The organism is Streptomyces acidicola (genome assembly GCF_009377235.1).
Taxonomy (GTDB): Bacteria; Actinomycetota; Actinomycetes; order Streptomycetales; family Streptomycetaceae; genus Streptomyces; species Streptomyces acidicola.
This window is the reverse complement of record NZ_VMNX01000096.1, coordinates 1-23,279: the sequence shown is the minus strand read 5'-3', so window position 1 is coordinate 23,279 and position 23,279 is coordinate 1. Positions and strand designations below refer to the sequence as shown.

15 protein-coding genes and 3 tRNA genes are annotated in these 23,279 nt (G+C 69.9%); 2 read left to right on the top strand and 16 right to left on the bottom strand.

Annotated elements, in window-relative coordinates; genetic code table 11:
• Window positions 1-23: 23 nt before the first annotated feature.
• The 3 genes from FPZ41_RS23945 to FPZ41_RS23935 all read right to left on the bottom strand — a co-directional run bounded on the left by FPZ41_RS23945 (window position 24) and on the right by FPZ41_RS23935 (window position 2,312).
• Window positions 24-761: an aquaporin gene (locus FPZ41_RS23945; RefSeq protein WP_194236199.1), complete on the bottom strand. Its 738-nt coding sequence runs from the start codon at window positions 759-761 to the stop codon at window positions 24-26.
• On the bottom strand, window positions 758-1,192 hold the full coding sequence (locus tag FPZ41_RS23940; RefSeq protein WP_152865789.1) for an ArsR/SmtB family transcription factor: 435 nt from the start codon (window positions 1,190-1,192) through the stop codon (window positions 758-760). Before FPZ41_RS23940 ends, FPZ41_RS23945 begins: the two co-directional genes overlap by 4 nt.
• Before the next feature lie 85 nt (window positions 1,193-1,277).
• Window positions 1,278-2,312, bottom strand: a complete 1,035-nt coding sequence (locus FPZ41_RS23935; RefSeq protein ID WP_407698808.1) for a bile acid:sodium symporter family protein — start codon at window positions 2,310-2,312, stop codon at window positions 1,278-1,280.
• 301 nt (window positions 2,313-2,613) lie between these two features.
• Here FPZ41_RS23935 and FPZ41_RS23930 point away from each other — a divergent pair, with 301 nt between their 5' ends.
• Both FPZ41_RS23930 and FPZ41_RS23925 read left to right on the top strand, forming a co-directional pair.
• The gene (locus FPZ41_RS23930) at window positions 2,614-3,507 is read left to right on the top strand and encodes a COG4705 family protein (RefSeq protein WP_152865787.1); all 894 of its coding nucleotides are present in this window, start codon (window positions 2,614-2,616) and stop codon (window positions 3,505-3,507) included.
• A gap of 210 nt (window positions 3,508-3,717) precedes the next feature.
• Complete coding sequence (locus tag FPZ41_RS23925) at window positions 3,718-4,653, top strand: COG4705 family protein (protein ID WP_322620639.1); 936 nt, start codon at window positions 3,718-3,720, stop codon at window positions 4,651-4,653.
• Here FPZ41_RS23925 and FPZ41_RS23920 read toward each other — a convergent pair.
• From FPZ41_RS23920 to FPZ41_RS23860, 13 genes are all read right to left on the bottom strand, one after another.
• Window positions 4,634-6,031, bottom strand: a complete 1,398-nt coding sequence (locus tag FPZ41_RS23920) for a sensor histidine kinase (RefSeq protein ID WP_322620638.1) — start codon at window positions 6,029-6,031, stop codon at window positions 4,634-4,636. The genes FPZ41_RS23925 and FPZ41_RS23920 overlap by 20 nt on opposite strands.
• A 92-nt stretch (window positions 6,032-6,123) precedes the next feature.
• Window positions 6,124-6,789 carry a response regulator transcription factor gene (locus FPZ41_RS23915; protein WP_152865785.1) on the bottom strand — a complete coding sequence of 222 codons (666 nt, stop codon included), beginning with the start codon at window positions 6,787-6,789 and terminating at the stop codon, window positions 6,124-6,126.
• Window positions 6,790-6,867: 78 nt separating this feature from the next.
• On the bottom strand, window positions 6,868-7,560 hold the full coding sequence (locus FPZ41_RS23910; protein WP_152865784.1) for a DedA family protein: 693 nt from the start codon (window positions 7,558-7,560) through the stop codon (window positions 6,868-6,870).
• A 292-nt stretch (window positions 7,561-7,852) separates the two neighbouring features.
• Window positions 7,853-7,925, bottom strand: a tRNA-Lys gene (locus FPZ41_RS23905).
• Between the two features lie 286 nt (window positions 7,926-8,211).
• Complete coding sequence (locus tag FPZ41_RS23900; protein ID WP_152865783.1) at window positions 8,212-9,747, bottom strand: amino acid permease; 1,536 nt, start codon at window positions 9,745-9,747, stop codon at window positions 8,212-8,214.
• 202 nt (window positions 9,748-9,949) lie between these two features.
• On the bottom strand, window positions 9,950-12,181 hold the full coding sequence (locus FPZ41_RS23895) for a DEAD/DEAH box helicase (protein ID WP_152865782.1): 2,232 nt from the start codon (window positions 12,179-12,181) through the stop codon (window positions 9,950-9,952).
• Window positions 12,182-12,462: 281 nt separating this feature from the next.
• Window positions 12,463-12,536 (bottom strand) — tRNA-Phe (locus FPZ41_RS23890).
• Between the two features lie 24 nt (window positions 12,537-12,560).
• Window positions 12,561-12,635: transfer RNA gene (locus tag FPZ41_RS23885), tRNA-Asp, on the bottom strand.
• A 388-nt stretch (window positions 12,636-13,023) separates the two neighbouring features.
• Entirely contained in the window at window positions 13,024-14,238 is a 1,215-nt protein-coding gene (locus FPZ41_RS49935) for a cytochrome P450 (RefSeq protein ID WP_322620637.1), read from the bottom strand.
• A gap of 81 nt (window positions 14,239-14,319) precedes the next feature.
• Window positions 14,320-15,144 carry a methyltransferase domain-containing protein gene (locus FPZ41_RS23875; RefSeq protein ID WP_152865780.1) on the bottom strand — a complete coding sequence of 275 codons (825 nt, stop codon included), beginning with the start codon at window positions 15,142-15,144 and terminating at the stop codon, window positions 14,320-14,322.
• 277 nt (window positions 15,145-15,421) lie between these two features.
• Window positions 15,422-16,465, bottom strand: a complete 1,044-nt coding sequence (locus tag FPZ41_RS23870) for an NADP-dependent oxidoreductase (protein ID WP_152865779.1) — start codon at window positions 16,463-16,465, stop codon at window positions 15,422-15,424.
• Window positions 16,466-16,576: 111 nt separating this feature from the next.
• Window positions 16,577-18,811 (bottom strand): ACP S-malonyltransferase, encoded by a 2,235-nt coding sequence (gene fabD, locus FPZ41_RS23865; RefSeq protein WP_152865778.1) that lies wholly within the window; start codon window positions 18,809-18,811, stop codon window positions 16,577-16,579.
• A 1-nt stretch (window position 18,812) separates the two neighbouring features.
• Window positions 18,813-23,273, bottom strand: coding sequence for an SDR family NAD(P)-dependent oxidoreductase (locus tag FPZ41_RS23860; protein WP_322620645.1), 4,461 nt, complete (start codon window positions 23,271-23,273; stop codon window positions 18,813-18,815).
• Window positions 23,274-23,279: the final 6 nt, after the last annotated feature.

Here is a 23,279-nt window from a genome sequence, read left to right as displayed (position 1 = left end):
GGTCCTTGCAGGCGGAGGGGCAGTCAGGAGGAGACGGGTTCGGGCTCGGCGTACGGGACGACGAGGTCGTCCGCCGTGCGAGCGGGAGGTCCTCCGTACACGACAGCCACGGCAGCCAGCCCAAGCACGGCGCCGAGGAGCTGTGCCCCGATGAACGGGGCGACGGAGGCGGGGGCGATACCGGCGAAGGTGTCGGTGAAGGTGCGGCCGATGGTGACGGCGGGATTCGCGAAGGAGGTGGAGGAGGTGAACCAGTAGGCGGCCCCGATGTAGGAGGCCACGGCTGTCGGGGCCAGGGAGGCGCGGCCGACGCGCTCCAGGCCGAGGACGAGCAGGATCAGCCCACCTGTGGCAACGACCTCACCCAGCCACAGGTGGCCGGCGGAGCGGTCGTGCGTCGAGAACCTCACGAGCGGCTCGGCGAACATGGCGTCGGCCAGCACCGCGCCGCCGATCGCCCCGGCGATCTGCGCAGGAACGTACGCGGCGACGTCTCGCAGGCTCGGCCCGGCTCCGGTACGGCGGCCGGTGAACCAGGCGGCCAGAGTGACGGCCGGGTTGAAGTGCGCGCCGGAGACCGGCCCGAGCAGCGTGATCAGCACGCCCAGGCCGAAGACGGTGGCCAGGGAGTTGGCGAGCAACTGCACGCCGACGTCGCGGGACAGCTCGGTCGCCTGGATACCGGAGCCCACGACCACGGTCACCAGCAACCCGGTCCCCACCGCCTCGGCGGCCACGCGGCGGCCGAGGGACACCGTCACGGGGTCGCCCCGGCGGTCTGCGCCGTCGGCCCGGCGGTCTGCCTCGTCGCCCCGGTGGTCCGCCTCGCCGCCAAGTCGGTCTGCTTCGTCGTAAGGAACCCGGCGAGCGTGTCCAGGGCGCCGGGCACCGCCCAGTAGTACACCCAGGTCCCACGGCGCTCGCAGTCGATCAGGCCGGCCTGCCTCAGCAGCTTGAGGTGGTGGGAGATCGTCGGCTGGGACAGGTCGAAGGCCGGTGTCATCTCGCACACGCAGACCTCGCCGCCCTCCCGTGAGGCGATCATCGACAGCAGGCGCAGGCGCACCGGATCGCCCATCGCCTTGAAGACTCGCGCCAGTTCCGTGGCGCGTTCGTCGTCCAGCGGCGCGGCAGCCAGACCCGGGCAGCACGTGGCGTCCTGGTCCATCACCTCAAGCTCTTGTTTCGACATTTCTCTATGTTGACGCTTCTCGATACAAGGCGCAACTGCGCTCCGCCGTCGTCCGCGCGACCAGGCCCACGGGGCCATAGCCTCATCAGGGTGCGCAGGTTGGTGGAACCGGTGCGGCTGTGCGCCTGGGCCTCCGGCGTACGACTCGGTTCGCCGCCGTCTTCTGCAGCAACCCGTAGGCGAGGACCGGCAGGAGAAGGTGTGGTTTGTCGGGCAGGGTCGTGGTGATCAGGACCGCGCCCGCGCTGCTGTTGTTCATGCCGCAGGCGAGAGTGAGGGACGACGCCACGGGGGCGTCCAGTCTCAGCAGGCGTGCGGCGCCGCGGCCGACCGCGAAGGACAGCAGGCAGACCAGGAGCGCCACGGCCAGCGCGGCGGCCAGCAGCAGCGGGCGCGGACGGGCCAGGAAGGAGCTGAGGGCGCCGCTGGCGTTCACGTAGGTCAGGAGGAGTGAGCCGGCCAGGGCGAGCGGCACGACGGCGCGGAGTACTCGGCTCAGCCACGGCGCGGGCAGTACCAGGCGGCACAGAATTCCCGCCGCGCACGGCAGGACCACGCCGACGAAGGTGAACGCGCCGCGGATGGTGTGCTCGGCCCTGCTGAGGGTGTCCGCGTAGTCGCCGCTGAGCAACGGCACCAGGGCACCGATGACCAGGGGAACGGTGAGTGGGCTGAGGAGGGTGGAGGCGAGGACGAGCCCCACCATGGTCGGCTGGTCGCCGTCGCCCTTGCCGGTCCATACGGTGGCTCCGGCGGCAACGGGCATCGCCACGATCAGAATCATCGCGGTGACCAGGCCGCTGCCGCCGTCTGTGTCGGGCGTCCGGCGCAGCAAGAACGCCACGGCGGGGATGGCCAGCAGCGGGATCACCAGGTGCAGAACGAGCCCGGCCAACAGGGCGATCGGGCGCCGCAGCAGGGTGCCCAGCGCGCGTAAGGGCACCTGGAGTCCGGCCGAGAAGAGCACCAGGGAGAGCAGGAGCGGTGCGGTGGACCAGGACAGGGCGCCCGCCGCGCCCAGTGGCAGAGAGTGCGTTCGGCTCAGCCACAGTCCGGGGCCCGGCAGGAACAGGGCGGCTGCATAGGACAGGACCACGGCGCGGCCGAGTCGGCGTCGCAGCCAACTCGTTGTCGACTTTGCCTGCTCAGGCTCAGTCGGCTCAGGCTGAGTCGACTCAGGCTCAGGCTCAGTCGGCGGTTGGGCACAAGCTCGGGGGTTCAAGGCGGCCTTCTTCCGTACCAGGAGCAGGAGCGGGAGCGGGAGCGGGAAGGAACGCCTGTATGCGAACGAGCACGTAGCTGTTCGGGAGCATGTAGAAGCTGTTCATGGTGGCCATGCTGCTCGTACGCGAAGAGTCGTACGCGCGATGCCGCGCGGCAGTCAGGATGCATTCAGGTGTCCGGTGACACGGTCGCTTGCCATGACCAATGAAACGTCTGAGACCAACGAAACGTCTGAGATATCCGCGGCCCCCTCGGCCGACGGCCCTGCCGTTCGCGAGCGGCACCGGCTGCGCTGGAACAAGGTGCCCGAGGTCACGGTCTACTTCTGGATCATCAAGGTGCTGTGCACGACGGTCGGGGAGACCGCGGCCGACCTGCTGAACGAGAAGGCGGGCCTCGGCCTGACCGGTGTGTCGGTGCTGATGAGCGCGCTGCTGGCCGTGGTGCTGGTGGCGCAGTTCCGTACGCGGACTTACCGGGCGGGCGTGTACTGGCTCGCCGTGGCCCTGATCAGCGTCGTCGGCACCCTGATCAGCGACAACCTCACCGACAACCTGGGCGTGCCGCTGGAGACGAGCACCACGGTGTTCGCGATCGTCCTCGCGGTCGTGTTCGTCGTCTGGTACCGCCGGGAGCGGACCCTGTCCATCCACCACATCGACACCACCGGCCGCGAATCCTTCTACTGGCTCTCCGTCCTGTTCACCTTCGCCCTGGGCACCGCTGCCGGTGACCTGGTCTCCGAGCGCATGAACCTCGGCTACTGGCTGTCCGCCGTGCTGTTCGCCCTGGCCATCGCCGCGGTCGCCGTCGCCCACTTCGCACTCGGTCTGAACGCGGTATGGAGCTTCTGGATCGCGTACGTCCTCACCCGGCCGCTCGGCGCCTCGATCGGCGACTACCTCTCACAGCCGACCGGCGACGGCGGCCTGGGCCTGGGCACCGTGATCACCAGCGCGCTGTTCCTGGCGGTCATCCTCGGTCTGGTCGTGTACCTGGGCGTGACCCGCAAGGACGTCAGCAACGTCAGCGAAAGGGACGTCGCCGAACCGGGGCGGGCCGCCCGGCATGCGGCCCGACCTACCGGCTGACCTACCGGCTGACCTACCGGCTGACCTGCCGACTGACCCGTCGGCCGGCCCACCGGCCGGCCCGCGTTCAGGATGCGGTCAGGCTCTCTGTGTCACGGTCGATGGCATCGGCCGCCGTCAGTGGTCGGCTCATTTTCACAGGGCGTTCGTCGCGATTCCGGGGGCGAGCGCCCTGTTGTACGACCGGACGACCGGACAGGAGAAGTTGAGGTGGAGAAATCACAGGTCCTCACCGGCCTCGACGTATCGAGCAAGTCGGACACGTCGAACACGTCGAACACGTCGAAGATGTCGAGCACGAGCAAGTCCGTGATGAAGAAGCTGCCCGAGGTCACGCTGGCCTTCTGGATCATGAAGATCGCAGCGACGACACTGGGTGAGACAGCGGGCGACCTCTTCGCCCAGACCCTGAAGCTGGGCTACTTCCTCACCACGGTCGCGCTGTTCCTGATCTTCGTGGTGACGCTGGTGGTCCAGCTGCGGTCCAGGCGCTACAACCCGTTCTTCTACTGGACCGTGATCCTGTCGACCAGCATGGCCGGCACCACGATGTCCGACTTCATGAACCGCGACGCCAGCGCCAAGTACCTCGCGGGCGGCGCGACCAAGCTGGGCTGGGGCCCGCAGGGCCTCGGACTGGGCTACCCGGTCGGAGCGGCGATCCTGATCTCGATCCTCCTGGCGATCTTCCTCGCCTGGAAGCTGAGCGGGATGACCTTCCAGATCCGCGACATCGTCACCTTCAGGGGCGAGGCCCTGTTCTGGTCGGCGATCCTCGTGTCGAACACCCTCGGCACCTCGATGGGCGACTTCCTGTCCGACAGCTCCGGCCTCGGCTACGCCGGTGGTGCGCTGCTCGTGATCGGTGTGCTCGCCGTGCTCGTGGCCCTCATGAAGGTGCGCGCGGTGCCGAACGTGCTGCTGTTCTGGATCGCCTTCGTCCTCACCCGCCCGCTGGGCGCCACCGCGGGCGACTTCCTCACCAAGCCGGTCGCCAAGGGCGGCCTGGATCTCGGCACCGTGGGCTCGTCCGCCGTCCTGCTGGCTGTTCTGTTCGGTCTGATGGCCTACGCCCATGTGCGGGAGCGCCGGACCGCCGTACCGGCAAAGGTGGAGCTGGAGCCGGTCACCCGGCAGGCAGGCTGACCGTGAACCTGGCTCCGGGCGAGTGCCCGGGGTCGTAGGACACCTCACCGCCGACGGTGCGGGCCAGGCGTCGCGCGAGCGGCAGCCCCAGGCCCGCGCCGTCGTGCCCGTCGCCCGAGTCGGCACGCCGGCCGGGCTGGAACAGCTCGCGAACGAACGCGTCCGGCACACCCGGGCCGTCGTCGACGACGTCGATGCGCACCGCGCCAGGGATGCGCCGTGCGGACACGGTCACACGGGAGCGGGCATAGCGGACGGCGTTGGCGAGCAGCGGGCTGAGGATGCGTTCGAGGAGAGCGGGCGCGACCCCGGCCTCCAGCACCGGAGCCGCCGTCTCCACGGCCTCTACGGCCCCTCTGGCCCCTTCGGCCCCTCCGGCCTCTACGACGATCTTCACCTGAACCGGTGTGTCGAGGTGCTGGAGCAGACGGTCCAGGACGGGCAGGACGTCGGTTGTTCCGGGGGCCGTCTCCCGGTTCAGCGCGTTGTCACGGGCGTCGTTCAGGAGTGTGTCGCAGATGGTGCGCATGGACTGGGCGGCCTCGGCGATCACCTCTTGGCCGGCGCGGGTCTCGGCGTCCGTGCGGGGGCGGGCCCGCCACCAGTCGAGTTCCATGATGATCCGGGTGAGCGGCGTGCGCAGTTCGTGGGACAGCTCTCCCGTCAGCTGCTGTTCGTGGCGCAGTACGGTGCGTATGCGGTCCAGGAGCTCGTCCATCGAGGCACCCAGACGGGCGAGTTCGACCGGACGGTCCTCCGTGCCGAAGCGCTCGTCGGAGCCCACGGCGCTCCACTGGGTGGCCTGGTCGGTCATCGTCCGCACCGGGCGCAGTGCCCGGCCGACGGACAGCCGGGTGAGTACGTAGGTGCAGCCGAGCATCACGCCGTCCAGGATGAGCGACCCCAGCAGCAGAGTGTCGGCCGAACTGCGGTACGGAGTGAGGTCCAGGGCAGTGACGACGGTGGCGGTGGCACGGCGGCCGTCGACGGCGTGGGAGCACAGCCGGACGGGCTGGTGGCCGTGGGCATGGACGGTCGTACAGGCAGGCTTCGGCTGCCTGGTCAGCCTGTCGGCGGCCTGGGTGAGTGTGCTGTCGGGCGTGGCGCCCGGCGGCTTCTCCAGCAGGCGGTTTCCAGCGTAGATCCACACGTTCGCGTCGAGGAGCCGGTCGTTGACGGTTTCCAGGACTCGTACCCGGGGGCCGCTGGTGTCGATGGTCGTGGCAACGGCTGCCGCCCGGCTGCGCAGTTCGCCGTCCGCCTGGTGCTGCAGGTGCCGGTCCATCACGGCGTTGAACACCACGGTCAGGATCGTCATCAGCAGGGCGGCGGTGGTCAGCGCGACGAGAGCGAGGCGGCCGCGCAGGGTGCGCGGCACAAGGCGACGGAAGGCACGGACGGCGCTGAAGGTCCGGGAGGGACGGGAGGGAGGGGATGGACGGGAGGCACGGACGGCAGGGACGGCGCGGTTCATGACAGACGGTGCCCGATCCCCCGCGCCGTACCGATCGTCAGGCCGCTGCCCGCCCCACGCAGCTTGCGGCGCAGCCGGCTCAGGTACTGGTCCAGGGTGTTGTCGCTGACCTGCGCGCCCTCCGGCCAGCCCGCCCGCACCAGCTCGCGGCGGCGCACGAGCGTCCCGTCCGCGGCGACGAGCGTGGCCAGCAGCCGGAACTCCGTCGGGGAGAGGGCCACCACCTGTCCGCCGTCGACGGTCACGCTGTAATCCACCCCGTCCAGGACCAGATCACCGGTTGTGGCGGTGGAGCGGGGGGCGACCCGCCTGAGCGCGGCACGCAACCTGGCGGCGAGTTCGGCGAGATGGAAGGGCTTGGGCAGGTAGTCGTCGCCGCCGGCGGAGAAGCCGGACAGGCGGTCGGTGAGCTGATGCCGGGCGGTCAGGAAGAGCACGGGGGCGAAGAAGCCGTTGGCCCGCATCGCCTGGCACACGTCCCGTCCGTCCGCGTCGGGCAGGCCGACGTCCAGGACGGCCGCCGCGATGTCGGCGGTGGCCAGCCGCAGGGCGGACGCGCCGTCGGCGGCCAGGACGGGCTCGAAGTCCTCGTCGCACAGGCCCCGGCGCAGCACGTCCCGCAGAGCGGGATCGTCCTCAACAACCAGGATTTTGGGGCGCATGATCCTCCACCGGCCCACCGGTCGTGATCGTACGTGCGATGGACGATGCGGGCAGCCACCGGCGTGCCGCCCGCAGGATCACTTGTCCCCTCCCCGCGCGTCGGCGCTCCGGCGGGCACGCAGCACCTCGGAGAGAAGGGGGACCAGGGACACGCCAATGATCAACGCGACCAGCGGCAGAAGGTAGCGATCGACGTTCGGGATCGAGGAGCCCAGCCCGTACCCCGCGAGCGTGAGGCCGACACTCCATACCAGGCCGCCGACCACCTGCCACAACGTGAACGTCCGCACGGGAACGTCCAGCGCGCCCGCCATCGGGTTCAGCACCGTCCGCACCACGGGTACGAACCGGGCCAGGACGACCGCCTTGGCGTAGCCGTACCGCTGCAGCAGCTCCTCGGCGCGCTTCGCCCCTTCGTGCAAACGCTGCGAACTGCTGCGGGCGAGCAGCGCTCCACCCGCCTTCCGGCCGATCAGATATCCGCACTGCGCCCCGGCCAGCGCACCGACGGCCGCCGCGACCAGCAGCGGCGCCAGCGACAGTTTCACCGGCCGGTCGGCGGCACCCGTGCACAGCAGACCCGCCGTGAACAACAGGGAGTCACCCGGCAGGAAGAAGCCGATCAACAGTCCCGTTTCGGCGAACATCACCACGCCGACGCCCAGCACGCCGAATGCGGCCAGCAGTGACTGGGCGTCGAGCACGTTGACTGCTTGGTACAGCGGTACTGCCTGATACAGCGGCACTGCCTGGTACAGCGGTGGGGTCATGCTGCGGGAGACCTTCCCCTGTGGGGATCTGACGTATCTGACGTATCTGACGTAAGGGAACGCGAGGGAGCATGAGGGAACGGACACATGCGACCAACCATAGAAATGCAGACAGTCTACGGAATCGGCAACCAAGCCGTCCGACCCAGCCGCAGCCGATCTGCGGGCCACGGGTACGTCCGCTCACGCGTCGCCCGCGCACGGGCCGGAAAACGCGACAGCGCCCGAGCCGACCGAAGCCGATCCGAGCGCTGCGTGGCAGGTCGGAGGGGTTTCCCCTTCCCTGCACCTGTAGGCCGTGTGGGACTCGAACCCACAACCAATGGATTAAAAGTCCACTGCTCTGCCAATTGAGCTAACGGCCCAGGCGGTGTTGCGCGATGTTGCCTCCCCGAGCATAGCCCGACGCGGCCGGGACTCCGATCGGGTATCGGCGACCCGGCCGCGTCGAAAGGCCCGCAAAAAGGCCCGCCGGAGAACAGAACGGACGGAAGAAGGACGCGAGGCGGGCGGCATACCGCCGGAAACGGCCGCCGGAGGGGCGCACCGCCCCACCAACGCGCCCCCTCCCACTACCGGCCGGTCGGACGCACCCCGATGTACCCCTACGCACTCCCACGCAGCCCGACGCAGCCGAGCGCACCAACCGCCCTACGGATCCACCGGCTCCGGCGCCCCCTTCCGTGCCGTCTCGCGGGCGATCGTGCGCTCGTGGTGCGGGTTCAGGAACCAGTGGCGGGCCGACACCTGCCACCAGGTCGCCGCGAAACCGAGCACCACCAGTACGGCGACCGGAGCGTAGTTGAACGTCTCCCAGGTGACCGGTGAGACCTGGGGCAGCATGAAGAGAACCGTGATGATCCCCACCCACGTCACTGACACCACACCCACCACACGCGACCACCGGCCCAGATGCCACGGCCCCCGCTCGAAGCCGTCCCCCTTGCGCAGCCGCAGCAGCGTCGGGATGACGTACGCGATGTAGAGGCCGATGACGGCGATGGACGTCACCGCCGCGTACGCCGTGACATTGATCAGGTACGGCAGGCCCAGGACCAGCGCCCCGATCGCCGCCAGCCACACCGCCGCCACCGGCGTGCGTGTGCGCGGGCTGACCGTGTGCCACACGTGCGAGAAGGGCAGCGCACCGTCGCGCGAGAAGGCGTAGATCATCCGGCTGTTGGCCGTCACCGACGCCATCCCGCAGAACAGCTGTGCCCCGATCACCACCAGCAACAGCAGCTTGCCCGCCGTCGCCCCCAGCGCGTCGAGCAGGATCTGCGCGGGCGGCGCACCCGTGGGAGAGTTCAGCGCTCCCTCGTACGACTGGATTGCGAAGGTGAAGCCCAGGAGCAGCACGAAGCCCGCGATCCACGAGGTCCAGATCGACCGCACGATCCCCTTCGGGCCCGCCGTCGACGCGTCGTGCGTCTCCTCGGTCATGTGGGCGGAGGCGTCGTATCCGGTGAAGGTGTACTGGGCCATCAGCAGCCCCAGCAGCACCACGTACACCCCGCTCCCCCAGCCCGTGTTGTTCACGAACTCACCGAACACGAAGGACGCGGACTGGTGCTCGTCCGGTACGAAGGTCAGCGCGCCCACAATCACCGCCACGCCCAGCACGTGCCACCACACGCTCACGCTGTTGAGCAGAGCGACGATCCGGACCCCGAAGGTGTTCAGCAGACCGTGGAGCAGCAGGATCCCGGCGAAGAGCAGGATGGTCCGGCCGGGCGTCACCTCGAAGCCGAACTGCAGGTTCAGGTACGCGCCCAGGAAGGACGCGGCCCCGAAGTCGATACCGGCCGTCACGGCCACCTGGCCCAGGACGTTGAACCAGCCCGTGAACCACGCCCAGGCCGCGGCGCCCCTCTCCGGCGCCAGCCGGTGCGCCCAGAAGTACAGGCCCGCCGACGTCGGATAGGCCGAGCAGATCTCGGCCATCGACAGGCCCACGAAGAGCGTCATCAGGCCGACCACGATCCAGCCCCAGGTGATCACCGCGGGACCGCCCGTGTTCATGCCGAACAGGTACAGCGTCAGACAGCCCGACAGGACCGAGATGATCGTGAAGGAGACCGCGTAGTTGGAGAACGCCGACATGCGGCGGGCGAGAACCTGGGTGTATCCGAGCTGGGCCAGCCGCTCTTCGTCAGACAGCCCATGCGCCATGGCGTCATCTGTCATGACCCCAGCGATTCCCCCGCCGGGGTCGTGACATGCGTCACAGGTCACGGAAAGTGGCAGCCTCAACGAGAGCGAACAGCAAGTAGCGGACAGCCAACTCCGAACGACAGAGCGCCGTGCCCCTCCCGGAACGGGGGGTCACGGCGCTCTGCCCACTACTGTTCGACGTCAACTACTGACTGACGCCAACTACTGATCGACGTCAGCCGTTGCGCTTCCAGCGCGGCTTGTCCTCGCGGCGGTTGAAGGAGCCGGAGCCGGAGCCGGAACCCCGGTGGTCGTCACGGCGGCCGTTCGGGCGGTCGTGGCTGCCGGAGCGGAAGCCGCCCGAGGGGCGGTCGCCCTGGCGGTCGCGGTTGAACGGCCGGTCGCTGCCACGGTGGCCGCTGCGGTCGTCACGCCGGTCGAAGGAACGCCCACCGCGGTCGAAGCCACGCTCGCCGTCCCGACGGAACCCGCCCCGCTCGCCGTCCCGGCGCTCGAAGCCACGGCCACCGCGCTCATCGCCACGGCCGCCACGGTCGTCCCGGCGGAAGCCACGGTCACGGTCACGGTTGTCCCGCTGGAACCCGCCCCGGTCGTCGCGCCGCTCGAAGGAACGCCCACCACGGTCGCGGTCACGGTCCCTGTCCCGGTCCCGCTGGAACCCGCCCCGGTCGTCGCGCCGGTCGTCCCGACGGAACCCGCCGCGCTCGCCGTCCCGGCGCTCGAAGGAACGCCCACCACGGTCGAAGCCACGATCCCGGTCCCGATCACGGTCGCGGTCACGGCCGAACCCGCCACGCTCGCCGCGCTCACCCCGGTCGTCCCGACGGTCATCCCGGCGGTCGTCCCGGCGCTCACGCCGCTCGTACGAGGGACGCTCGTACGAGGCAGAAGTCCGCTCGGAACGCTCGGTCCTCTCAATCCGCTCCACGTCCTGGGCCGCGGGCTGCGCCGGCAGGGAGACCTCGCCCTTCTCCGGGGCCTCGGCGCCCTCGGCCACAACAGGAGCCGTCCCTGCTTCCGCCGTCTCGGCCACCGCCCCAGCGAGTGCCTGGGCCGGGTCCTCGCCCCGCTCTCGGGCGACCCGGACGACCAGCCGGTCGGCCTCCTCGCGCAGTTCGGTCGCGCGGCGCGTGGCGCGCTCCAACTGCTTGGTGAGGTGAGCGACTTCACGCTCGGCCTGCTGGGCGGCGTTACCGGCGGACTCGGCCTGGACCTCGGTCATCGACCGGGCGCCGGTGATCTCGGCGACCTCCGGGTCGAAGGCCGCGCCGCCCTGGATGATGTGACGCCCGGCGTCGACGCCCGCGTCCTCCATCAGCCGGAAGATCTGGCGGCGCTGGTGCGGAAGGGAGAGGGACACCACGGTGCCCGTACGCCCGGCACGCGCCGTACGGCCGGCCCGGTGCAGGTAGTCCTTGTGGTCACCCGCGGGGTCGACGTTCAGCACCAGGTCGATGCCGTCCACGTGGATGCCGCGCGCCGCGACATCGGTCGCGACCAGCACGTTCACATAGCCGTCCTTGAAGTCGGCCAGCGTCCGGGTCCGCGCGCCCTGGGTCATGCCGCCGTGCAGGGCGTCGGACTTTACCCCGGCGTCCCGCAGCTGCTCGGCGACACGGTCGGCGCCCAGCTGGGTCCGCACGAAGATGATCGTCCGGCCCTTGCGCGAGGCGATCGCGGCGGTGACCGGAGCCTTGTCCTTGGGCTTCACGATCAGGATGTGGTGCGACATGGTCGTCACCGCGCCCTGCGCCGCGTCCACCTCGTGGCTGACCGGGTTGTTGAGGTAGCGCTGGACGAGCGTGGCGATCTCGTTCTCCATGGTCGCAGAGAAGAGCATGCGCTGGCCGCCGGCCGGGACCTGGTCGAGCAGCTCGGTGACCTCGGGCAGGAAGCCCAGGTCGGACATCTGGTCGGCCTCGTCGAGTACGGCGATCTGCACGTTCTCAAGGGAGCAGGCGCCGCGGTTGATGATGTCGCGCAGACGCCCGGGGGTGGCGACGAGGATGTCGACCCCGCGCTCCAGCGCGTAGATCTGGTTCCCCATCGACGTACCGCCGCAGACGACCTTCATCTTCAGGCCCAGCACGTCGCCGTACGGCTGCAGCGCGTCCGCGACCTGCATGGCGAGCTCACGGGTGGGGGTGAGGATGACGGCCCGGGGCTTCCTCTTCTCGGTGTGGCCGCCGGCCAGCGTGGCCAGCGTCGGCAGACCGAAGGAGAGGGTCTTGCCGGAGCCGGTGCGTCCGCGGCCGAGGATGTCCTTGCCCGCCAGCGCGTCCGGGATGGTCGCGGCCTGGATCGGGAACGGGACGGTCACCCCGTTCTGCGCGAGCTTACGGACGACGGCCTCGGGCAGCCCCAGATCGGCGAAAGTGACCTCGGGAGCGGTGGTCTCGTCCTCACCCTCGGGCAGGACGACGTGATCAGTACTGGCAACGGACATGCGAAATGCAAACCTTCCGGAGTTCTCGGCACGCGCCCAAACTCCGTGAAGTCGCAATCGACCGCCTCAATGCGGTCCGGCCACGGCAAGGGAGAGTACGCGCCACACGCGGCGCGTCATTTTGGCGCCGGGCAAATGGGATTCAAACGATCTGCCACCCTACGCACCCTGCACCCCTCAAAGCAAACCGACCGCGAACCCGCAGGTCAGAGCTGGAGCACTCCACAGCGCGCGAGGAGCACAGCAAAGACCCCGTCCAGATGAACGGGGCCTTCGTGCGGTGGCTGGGGCCGGGGTCGAACCGGCGACCTTCCGCTTTTCAGGCGGACGCTCGTACCAACTGAGCTACCCAGCCATGGAGTTTCCTGCGAAACTCCAGCGGTCCTGACGGGATTTGAACCCGCGGCCTCCACCTTGACAGGGTGGCGAGCACTCCAAACTGCTCCACAGGACCTTGCTGTTGTGTGCGAACCAGCTGATTCAGTGTCGCACACGGTGTTGCGTGCCCCTAACGGGTTTTCGGTCTGCCTTGTTGCCGTGGCCGGGCTGGTGGTTTCCAGTGGCCGGTGGGAGGCTGTTCGGCGGGCCGATCTCGCTGGAAAAGCGTATCAGACCAAGAGGCGTGCTCCGCGCACGTGACGAACGGCTCCACTGCTGCCCTGGGCAGGGGGTTCGAAGGCCGGGACGTCGATGGATGCGCCGTGGATACGTCGTGGATACGCCGTCCGATCGTGCCCGCCCCGCCGGTCCGCGCGACCTTGCGTGGGCTCGACTCGGGTGCCGCCGGAAGTGCACCCGAGCCGAGCTGCACGGGGGTGTGTGTGGGACCCCGGCGTGCCTCGCTACCAGGTGACCGGCAGCTCTCGCAGGCCGAAGATCGCCACGTCGTTCTTGAGCGGGAGGCTGTCGGCCTCCGTGGCCAGGCGGAGGTCTGGGATACGACGCAGGAGGGTGGTGTAGACGATCTCCAGCTCGATCCGGGCGAGACTCTGCCCGAGGCACTGGTGCGGGCCGTACCCGAACGCCAGGTGCTGGCGGGCACCGCGCTCGACGTCGATCTCCTCCGGGTTCGCGAACGCGGCCGGGTCGCGGTTCGCGGCGCCGCCGAGCGCGAAGACGCCCTCACCGGCCCGAATGGTGCGGCCGCCGATCTCGACGTCCTCCTTCGCCACCCGTGCGGTGATGATGTCGGTGATGGTGAAGTACCGCAGCAGTTCCTCGACCACGTCCGGCGTCCCGGCGGGATCGTCGAGGAGCCTCGCCCGCAGCTCCGGCCGCTCCAGCAGGGCCAGGGTGCCCAGCGAGATCATGTTCCCGGTCGTGTCGTGGCCGGCGGTCAGCAGCAGGAACGCCAGGTCGGCCAGGGCGTCGCGGTCGTACGCGTCCTTCTTCCGGGCCTTGACGATCTGCCGGCCCAGCAGATCGTCGGTGGGGTCCTTCTCCTTGCTCGTCACCAACTCGTCCAGATAGGCCTGGAGTTCCTTGAACGCCCGCTGCCGGGTCAGCGGCGGCAGGGTCATGCTGAGCATGGTCGACGTGCGGTCCTCGAAGAACGCGTGGTCGGTGTACGGAACACCGAGCAACTCGCAGATGACCAGCGACGGCACCGGGAAGGAGACCGCCCGCACCAGGTCCGCCGGTTTGGGGCCCGCCAGCATCGCGTCGACGCACTGGTCCACGATGGCCTGGATGCGCGGGCGCATGGCCTCCATGCGCCGTACCGTGAACTCGCCGACCACGGCACCACGCGCCCGGGTGTGCTCGGGTGCGTCCATGCCGGCGATGGACAGGTTGGAGTCCTTGTCGCTCTTGGCGATCTCGACCAGCATCGGGTAGTCCGGATCGCCGCGGTCGGAGCTGAGACGCGGGTCGTTCAGCGCCGCGCGGACGTCCTCGTACCGGGTCAGGATCCACGCCTCGCGGCCGGTGGGAAGGGTCACCTTCGACACCGGTTCGCTCTCGCGGAGGCCGACGTATTCGTCGGGCAGTCGGTACGGGCATGTGCGGGGGACGGGGAAGGCGGGCGCGCTGCTGCCCTCGTCGTGGGGTTCGGTCACGTGGTTCTGCTCCTGGTCCTCTGGTTCTCTGGCCCTCTGGCCCTCTGGTCCCAGTACGGGTGTCGCGTGGGTGTGGCGGGCTCAGGCCGGCTTGCGCGCGGTCAGCAGGAGCGAGCCGAACTCGTCGACGTCGACCATGTCCGCGGGGCTGAACTTCTTGTCCGCCTCCTCCTCGAAGATGGGGTCCAGATCCTCGTTGCCGGCCTGGGCCATCCGCTCGAAGGTCGGGCGCACGCTCTGCTCGGTGATGTCGAGGAACTCGACGCAGCGCAGGCCGGCCCGGCGCAGCATGGGCAGGTAGTCGTCGGGGTCGGCGAGGGTCATGATGAAGTCCCGCAGGCACCGGTCCACGGCGGTCTTCTTGTCGGCCGGGATCGGGGCGCGCTCGAAGAAGTCGGTGAGCACGAGCCTGCCGCCGGGGCGCAGAACCCGCTGGATCTCGCGGAACACCTGTTCGCGGTCGGGCATGTGGAAGATCGACTCGATGGCGAGAGCCGCGTCGAAGGAGTTGTCGGCGAAGGGCAGCCGCATGGCGTCGGCGTGCTGGAACTCCACCCGGTCGGAGAGCCCGTGCACCTCGGCGAGCTTGGTGGCGCGGGCGACCTGGTCCCGGCTGATGGAGACTCCGGTCACCTGCACGTCGGCGCGCTGGGCGATCCTCATGGCGGGCTGGCCCAGTCCGCAGCCGACGTCGATCACCCGCGCCCCGGCGGTGAGCCGCAGACGGTCGGCCATCATGTCGGTGAGCAGGTCTGCCGCCTCGGTGAGCGGCATGTCGCTGTCCTCGGACTCCCAGTAGCCGAGGTGAAGGCTGCCGCCGACCTCCTCCGTGTCCATGGCGGTGAGCCGGTCGTAGAGGAGTCCGACCTCTTCGGGGACGGGGACGATGGCGTGCTGGCTGGACATGCGAGGTCCTCTTTTCTTTCTGGTTCACTGAATTCGATGAATGAATTCGGTGACTGGACTCGATGGCTGGATTTGGCAGCTGGATTTGATGGCTGAACTCGGCGGCCGGCCATGGTGCCGCGGCCGCTCGCTCAAAGCCGTGGGAAACCCGACAACAGAAACATCCCGGCGCTGTCAACGCGGGTTGAAGAGAGGGTACTTGGAATGCTAGCCGCCTGGCGTCGGAGAGGGAATACGAAACGAGAAGGAACAGGAAGGAACGGGAACGGGAAATACTTCAGTCGGCGATATTGACCAGCATTTTGCCGATATTCGCGCCCCGCATCATGTCGATGAAGGCGGCCGGAGCGTTCTCCAGCCCTCGCACAACGGTTTCCCGGTGGGTGATCCGGCCCTCGGTGAGCCAGCCGCTCATATCGGTGAGGAACTGGTCCTTGACGCCGTCGTACTGCCCGACGAGAAAGCCCCGCAGGGTGATGCCCTTGCCGATGGCCTGGAGAAGATTCCGCGGGCCGGCCGCCGGGACCGTGTCGTTGTACTGCGAGATCGCACCGCACAGCACGATGCGCGCCCCCATCCTGGCCATGACCAGCGCGGCGTCCAGGTGCTCTCCGCCCACGTTGTCGAAGTACACGTCGATGCCCTCCGGCGCGGCTTTCGCCAACTGCTCCAGCACCGGTCCGTCCTTGTAGTTGAACGCCGCGTCGAAGCCCAGTTCCTCGGTCAGCCACGCCGCCTTCTCCGCGCTTCCGGCCGATCCGACCACTTTCGCGGCGCCCCGCACCCTGGCCACCTGGCCGGCCAGCGAGCCGACCGCTCCGGCGGCCCCGGAGACGAACACGACGTCGCCCGCACAGAACCGGGCGGCGTGCAGGAGCCCCGCGTACGCGGTGTGCCCCGTCATGCCGAGCACGCCCAGGTACGCGGCGGGCGGCGCGTGCCCGCGGTCGAGCCTGACCGCTCCGGCGGCCCCCACCACGGCGAACTCCCGCCAGCCGAGGCGGTGCAGTACGAGATCACCGACCGCGAGTCCGGGCGACTTCGACGCGATCACCTCGCCGACCGCGTCCCCTTCGAGCGCCTTTCCGAGGGCGAACGGCGGTACGTAGGACCGCATGTTGTTCATCCGCCCGCGCATGTACGGGTCGACACTCATGACCAGGTTGCGCACCAGCACCTGGCCGGCGCCGACAGCGGGCACTTCCGCCCGTACGACGGAGAAGTTCTCCAAGGTCGGCCACCCGTCGGGGCGGGCGGCCAGCCGGACTTCGGTTCCCTTGGACGGAATGGATGGGACGGACGGGATGGACGGGACGGTCATCACGTTCTCCTCAACCGCGGAAGACGGCTGTTGAGCCGTCGAACACGGGATTACGGAAATGCAGGAATACAGGGGTTCGGGGTGGGGGTTCGGGGTGGGGTTCGACTGGCTTCAGGCTGCGGGCTCTTGCCAGCGTCGATACGTGGAATCGATCCAGTCCGCGGCGTCTTCGAGCAGCCGCAGGCCGATCCGGTCGACGTGGCGATTTCGCCAGTACGCGAATTCGGTGTCCCTGGCCCAGTGGTTGAAGGCGCCGAGCGCGGGGCCGGTGTGGACCTGGTAGTTCACCTTGTCGTGCGGGTCGCCCTCCAGGGCGATCCGGGTGGTGTGGAAGAAGTACCAGCGGAAGACCAGGGCCATCTTCTGTTTGGGATGGGATTCCGCCTGGGCGATGTCCGTCTCGCGCCCCTGCGAACGGAGATACTCGCGGACCTCGTCCCAGACCTGGTCCAGGCTCCGGTGGAAGTACGTCCGTTCCAGGAGGGAGCGTGTCTTCGCCGGTAGCTCCTCAAGACCGTCGTGGTGGGAGTACAGGGAGAACAGCTTGTTGGCCCGCGTCGGGAAGAAGACGCCCTTGCGGAGCACTTGGACCTTCGCGCCCATCTCGAACATGTCGCCTGCCGGGGCGTAGGCCGTGTCGTGGATGTCGGCGTCCTGGAGGATGTCCTTGACGACGTCGCTCATCGCGGATTCCACCGTGCACTGGTTGATGGAACCGGTGAGCACGTAGTCGGCGCCCAGCATCAGCGCCGCGGCCACCGCCGACGGGGTGCCCAGGCCTCCGGCGAGGCCCAGGCAGATCGGTTCGGCGTAGCCGTGCTCCTCCTGTGCCTGCCGCCGGAGGGCCTGCATCGCGGGCATCATCGCGGTGGCGACGCCGCCGTCCGTGTGTCCCCCGGAGTCCGCCTCCACGGTGAGGTCGTGGCTCACCGGAACCTGCCGGGCGAGCTCCACCTGCTCGTCGGTGAGCTCGTTCGCCCGGCGGAGCCTGTCCAGCACCGGCTCGGGGGCGGGTGCCAGGAAGGCGCGGGCGACCTCCGGCCGGGAGACCTTGGCGACGATGCGGTGGTCGCACACCGGTGTGCCGTCGGCGCCTCGGCGCAGCCCTCGTGCCCGGTACAGGACGAGCGCCTCGGAGATCCGTGTGAACGCCGAAGCCTCGATGACGCGCACGTCGTGGCGCATCAGCAGCTCGACGAGGCCGCGCTCGGCCCTGGGGTCGTCGTGGTCGGCCAGTACGTTGACGCCGTAGGGCTGTCCTTCGCCCAGGTCGCGCTGGATGGCCTTCACCCCGCGTTCGACCTCCGGGAGTGACAGGCCGCCGGTGCCGAGGAACCCCAGCATGCCGCCGCGGCCGAGCCGGACGACCATCTCGGGAGAGGTGATGCCGCGGTACATGCCGCCCACCAGGTACGCGTACCGCACCTTGAGGCGCCGGCGGAACAGCGCGCTGCCCAGCGCCGTGGCCGGGGTACGGGAGTGGGAGCGGGAGACGGGTGCCGGGCGTGGCGCGGAACGGATCCGTTCGATCAGGCGGCCGACCACCCGGCCGCCGAGTTCCACGAACTCGGTGACGCCCTGGTCGAGCAGGTACCGCACGCTCTCCGTCCAGCGCACGGGCCGGACGATCTGTTCGATGAGCAGCCGGGCGGGGTCGTCGTCCGGATACGGACGGGCCGTCGCGTTGGCGATCACGGGGATGCGGGGCGGGCGCAGGGTGAAGCCCTCCATGGAGCGGGCGAATTCCTGCTGGGCCTGCCGCATCAGGGGCGAGTGGAAGGCGCCGGAGACGTTCAGCCGCACACAGCGCACGCCACGGGACTCCAGGTGGGGCACGAGCGCGTCGACGGTGCCGGTGTCCCCGGAGACGACCTGCTGGTCCGGTGTGTTGTCGTTGGCGATGGTCGCCCCGGCGAAACCGCCGTCTTCGAGCAGCGCGCGAAGACTCTCCTGGCCTGTCCCCACCACTGCCACCATGCCGCCGCCGCGTGCCTGTGCCATCAGGGCGCCGCGCCGCTGGACCAGGCGCAGACCGGTCGCGAAGTCGAACGCGCCCCCGGCGTGCAGCGCGCAGAACTCGCCCAGGCTGTGACCGGCGAGGAAGTCCGGCTCGGCACCGCCCTCCTCGCGGCGGCGCCGGTGGGCGAGCGCCCCGACCACGTACAGCGCCGGCTGGGTGTACTCGGTGCGGCCCAGCCGCCCCTCCGGGTCGTCCAGGCACAGCTCACGGACCGAGTAGCCGAGCACATTGGACGCCTCCTCGACCAGTTCGGGGTGTGCGTCGAACAACTCGCGTCCCATGCCGCGCCCTTGGGCTCCCTGACCTGGGAAGATCACCGCCCTCATGTCAGCTGCCCTTCCGCGCGGAGGCTGTCGGCACGGGCAGGTCCGGCAGGTCCGGCAGGTCCTCGGGGGCGTACAGCCGGTCGCACAGGCGCATCAGCTTGTCCAGGGAGTCCTGGGCCGTCATGACCTCGGCGTGCATCGAGGTGTCCACATCGATGGTGAAGAAGTCGTCGATGTGGTCCACCCACTCCTGCCAGTACGTGATGCCGTCCACCGTCGGGAGGTCCGGGTCGGGGAAGAGCACCATGTGCTCCTCGAACGCGCCGAAGAAACTGCCGCTGCGGTTGCGCAGGTAGTAGCAGCGCAGTCGGTCGGGCCGGGGAAGCGGCCGCACGGTGTACGTCTCTCCCTGCATGGCCTCGAAGTACCGGGCCAACTGCCCGACACGCGCCCTCAGTTGTGCCTCGGTCTTGGTGACGCCGCGGGCGAGGGCGGCCTCGATCAGGGAGTCGAGGAACGCCGCGCTGTCCAGGGTGGTGTCCACCTCGTCGCGGCCCAGGATCGGGGTGGCCCCGCCGTGCGAGTCGAAGCGGTTGTTCCCCAGGATCAGGTTGACCGCGCGGAAGGCGCTGACCTTGGCCACGACCTCCGGGGCGAAGTCACCGCCCACGATCAGGGCGTTGGCCTTGTTGGTCGATTCGGCGTCCAGCGTGTCCAGCATCACCAGCGTGCTGACCTCCGCCCCGCGCTTCTGCAACTGCCGCACCACCTCGTAGGCGAAGAGCCCGCCCAGGGAGAAGCCGCCGATGTCGTACGGGCCTTCGGGCTGTACGGCCAGGATGAGGGTCGCGTAGTACTCGGCCATCGCCTCCTGGCCGGTGAGGATGTCGGTGGAGTCGATCCAGCCCTTCGGCCGGATGCCGTAGAAGGGGCGCCGGCAGCGCCCGGCCAGCGGAGCGTACGACTCCACCCCGCCGTTGCCGTGGTGGACCCAGAACACGGGCCTGCCTTCGGTGACCCCGTTCATGCGGACGATCTCGGGGAACGTGTCCGGAGACACCGGTTCCGGCGCCGCCGGCACCGATGGTGCCGGGAGGGGTTCCGTGTGGTGCGCGGGCGGTTCCTGTGCCGGTCCGGCCTGCGGTGACGCCGTGCCGGTGATCGCTTGGACGACGTCCTCCAGCGTCTCGCAGTCGGCGATGAGGTCGAGGGTGAGGGCGGCGTCGATGTGGGTCTGGGCCTGGGTGAGGAACTGCATCATGTAGATCGAGTCGAAGCCGTAGTCGCGCAGCGGTGTGTCCGGGCGCATGGTCGCGGCGTCCAGCTCCAGCAGTGTCGCCATGAGTTCCGCGATGGTCCGGCCCACTGTGGATGACGCGGTGGACGACGCGGTGGACGACGCGGTGGACGACATTGGTGCCACGGGCTGCTCGGACGCCTCGGGGCGGTCCGGTTCTGCTGCCGGTTCCGGGGTCGGGGTCGGGGTCGCGTCCAGGGCCGGAGCCGGGACGGAGGCCGTATCCAGGGTCGCGTCCGGGATCGGGAGGAACCGGTCCCGCATCCGTGTGTGGTCGCCGTCCAGGGCGATGACGTTCGGCAGTCGGGTCGCCCAGACGCGGTTCAGTGCGTCGATGCCCACGGATGCCCGCATGGGCCGCATGCCCACCGACTCCAGGAGGTCCAGGGTCGACGAACGGGCGCCCATACCGCCCTTCTCCCACAGCGGCCAGTTGACCATCACGGTGCGTCCGAAGCGGCTGCCCCGGCGGACCAGCTTTTCGCGATGCGCGGCGTAGCCGTCCATGAAGGCGTTGGCCGCGGCGTAGTCGGCCTGTCCGAGGTTGCCGAACGCGGCCATCGACGAGAAACCGATGAAGCAGTCGAGGCGCGACGACGCGCTCGCCTCGTCGAGGTGGCACACCCCGCTGACCTTGGCCGCGAGCACCGCCCGCAGATCGGCCGGGCTCTTCCTGGCGACGAAGCCGTCACGCAGCACCCCCGCCGCGTGCACGATGCCGTGCAGCCCCCCGTACTCGGTTTCGATGTCGCGGACGGCCCGGAACACCTGGGCTCGGTCGGCGACGTCCAGCACGCGGTAGTCGGCCTTGGCCCCGAGGGCACGCAGCCGGGTGAGCAGTTCCTCCTGCTCCGGCCCGGCCGGGCTCCGGCCGCACAGGACCAGTGCGGGTGACTGGACCCTCCGGGCGATGTCCTCCGCGAACAGGGCGCCGAGCCCGCCCGCGCCGCCGGTCAGCAGGTAGATCCCGCCGTCGCGCCAGGGCAGCGCCGGGACGGGCGCCTGAACCTCGCGCCAGTGGGACACTTCCCGGCGCCCTGCCCGGTAGCGCACGGCTTCCTCGGGCGCTTCGGCTCCCTCGGCACGCAGTCGTGCGGCCAGCTCCGCCGTCGACGGTGTGTCGTCGAGTTCGATCCACTGCGTCACCAGCCTGGGGTGCTCCATGCGCGCCGTGCGCAGCATGCCGCTCAGGCCGCCCAGCCAGGGTGTGTGCGCGGGGGTGACGACCTGGATGATGCCCGGCGCGTGTGCCCCGTCGGTGGCCGCCTCGCGCACCAGCGTGAGCAGGCGCTCGGCGTACTCGGTGTAGCGCGTGTCGATCTCTCCGCGGGCCTGCCGGCTTTCGCAGGTGCCGTCCAGCTCCGCGCCCAGCGCCACCGCGTCCACCTCGGGCAGCTCGTACACCACCACATGCCGCTTCACCGCCGCTCGGCCACCGGGGTGCCCGGGTGCCGGGCGCTCCCTCCAGTCCGGCTGGATCAGCAGCGCGGGCGGGACCGTGGTCCCCACGGTTCCCACAGTTCCCACGGCTGTGGGCGCCCCCGAGCCGTGCCGGGTACGGCGCATGCCGAAGCCCAGCAGACGTACGCAGACGTTGCCGCGCGCATCGCAGAGGTCCACGTCCGCACGGAGCACACCGGCGTCGTGCCGGTCGCCTTCGGTACGTCGTACGACTGCCCAGCCCTCCGTGGGGGTGGCTGACAGCACCCGCACCTCGCGCACCGTGAACGGCAGGGCCGCCTCGGCCGGATCGCCGTCGGTGCCGGCGAGCACCAGCCCCAGGGTGGTCTGGAGGGCGGCGTCGAGCATGGCCGGGTTGAGCGTCATCGGCGAGGCCGCCGTCCCGGGGAGGCGCAGCCGCGCCAGCGCCAGGTCCTCGCCGTGGTACAGCGTCTCCACGGCCTGGAACGCGGGGCCGTACCCCATGCCCATGCGGGCGAAGAGGCCGTAGACCTCGGCACCCTCGCGCCGGGCCGCGCAGCTCGCACGCAGCGCGTCGATGTCGTGGCGGTCGCCCATGGACGGCGACAGGGCGGGAGCAGTCCGCGCGGTGCCCTGTGCGTGCAGCACACGCTCCCCGTCGTGGTCGGCGTGGACCTGGAACGTGTGCCCGGCCGGGTCCACCTCGACGTCGAGGGTGCACGACGCCGCCACTTCCAGGGGGCGCAGCCAGGTCACGTCGTGCAGGTCAACGCCCGTGGCGCCGGCGGTGGGCAGGGCGGCGGCGACCGCTTCCCGTACGAACTCCAGGTACGCCGTGCCGGGCAGAGTCGGCACCCCACGTACACGGTGGTCACGCAGGTAGAACTCGTCCCCGTGCAGATGGCTGCGGTGGGGTGCCGGGGCGGGCGGCGGCGCCGAGGTGGGGAGCGGCGACGGGGCAGGGAGCGGCGCCGCGACGCGGGGCGGTGTCGGGGCGGGCAGCGCGTCGTTCGTGCCGTCGGCGATCCAGTAGCGCCGCAGCTGGAACGGATAGACCGGCAGCGGCATCCGCCTCGGCGCGGTGTCCCCGTACAGCCGCCGCCAGTCGACGTCGAAGCCCGTGACCCAGAGCTTCAGCAGGCGGCCGAGCTTGCCCTTGGCCATCCAGCGGTCGATGGCGGCGGCGATGTCGTCGTCCTCGGCGAGCTCGCTCCACGGGGCCTGGCGCTGGGCGCGCCCGGTGTGCACGCCCTGCGCCTTGCCTCCGTCGAGGAACGCGCCGAGCCGCTCGCGCAGATCGGCCGGGGTGTGGGTGAGGAAGGCGAGCCGTTCGTCCATGGCGACCCGGCCGACCTGGAGGGTGTGGGCGAGCCCGGGCAGTTCGGCGTCGGTGAGCCTGCCCTCGTCGATCCAGTCGGCCAGTTGCCGGGCCCGGGCGCGCAGCGTCTCCGGTTCCGGCGCCGACAGCACGATGGCCACGGGGCCGGGTGCGGGAGCCGGGACCTCGACGGGCGGTACGTACTCCTCCAGCACCACATGGGCGCCCACCCCGCCGAAGCCGAACGAGCTGACACCGGCCCGGCGCGGGAGCTCCCGGCCCTCACCGTCCCGCGGCGCGGGCCACGGCTGCCGCTCCCGCACCAGCCGGAACGGGCTGCCCTCCAGATCGATGTACGGATTGACGTTCTCGCAGTGCAGCGACTTCACCAGCGTGCGGTGCCGCAGTTGCAGCAGCACCTTGATCACCCCGGCGACTCCCGCCGCCAGCTCCAGGTGACCGATGTTGGTCTTCACCGAGCCCACCAGACA

Coding starts and splice junctions, on each gene's coding strand:
- FPZ41_RS23900 (WP_152865783.1), bottom strand. CDS start 9,747: ATGACAGATGACGCCATGGCGCATGGGCTGTCTGACGAAGAGCGGCTG.
- FPZ41_RS23940 (WP_152865789.1), bottom strand. CDS start 1,192: ATGTCGAAACAAGAGCTTGAGGTGATGGACCAGGACGCCACGTGCTGC.
- FPZ41_RS23895 (WP_152865782.1), bottom strand. CDS start 12,181: ATGTCCGTTGCCAGTACTGATCACGTCGTCCTGCCCGAGGGTGAGGAC.
- FPZ41_RS23930 (WP_152865787.1), top strand. CDS start 2,614: ATGACCAATGAAACGTCTGAGACCAACGAAACGTCTGAGATATCCGCG.
- FPZ41_RS23915 (WP_152865785.1), bottom strand. CDS start 6,789: ATGCGCCCCAAAATCCTGGTTGTTGAGGACGATCCCGCTCTGCGGGAC.
- FPZ41_RS23875 (WP_152865780.1), bottom strand. CDS start 15,144: ATGTCCAGCCAGCACGCCATCGTCCCCGTCCCCGAAGAGGTCGGACTC.
- FPZ41_RS23870 (WP_152865779.1), bottom strand. CDS start 16,465: ATGACCGTCCCGTCCATCCCGTCCGTCCCATCCATTCCGTCCAAGGGA.
- fabD (WP_152865778.1), bottom strand. CDS start 18,811: ATGAGGGCGGTGATCTTCCCAGGTCAGGGAGCCCAAGGGCGCGGCATG.
- FPZ41_RS23910 (WP_152865784.1), bottom strand. CDS start 7,560: ATGACCCCACCGCTGTACCAGGCAGTGCCGCTGTATCAGGCAGTACCG.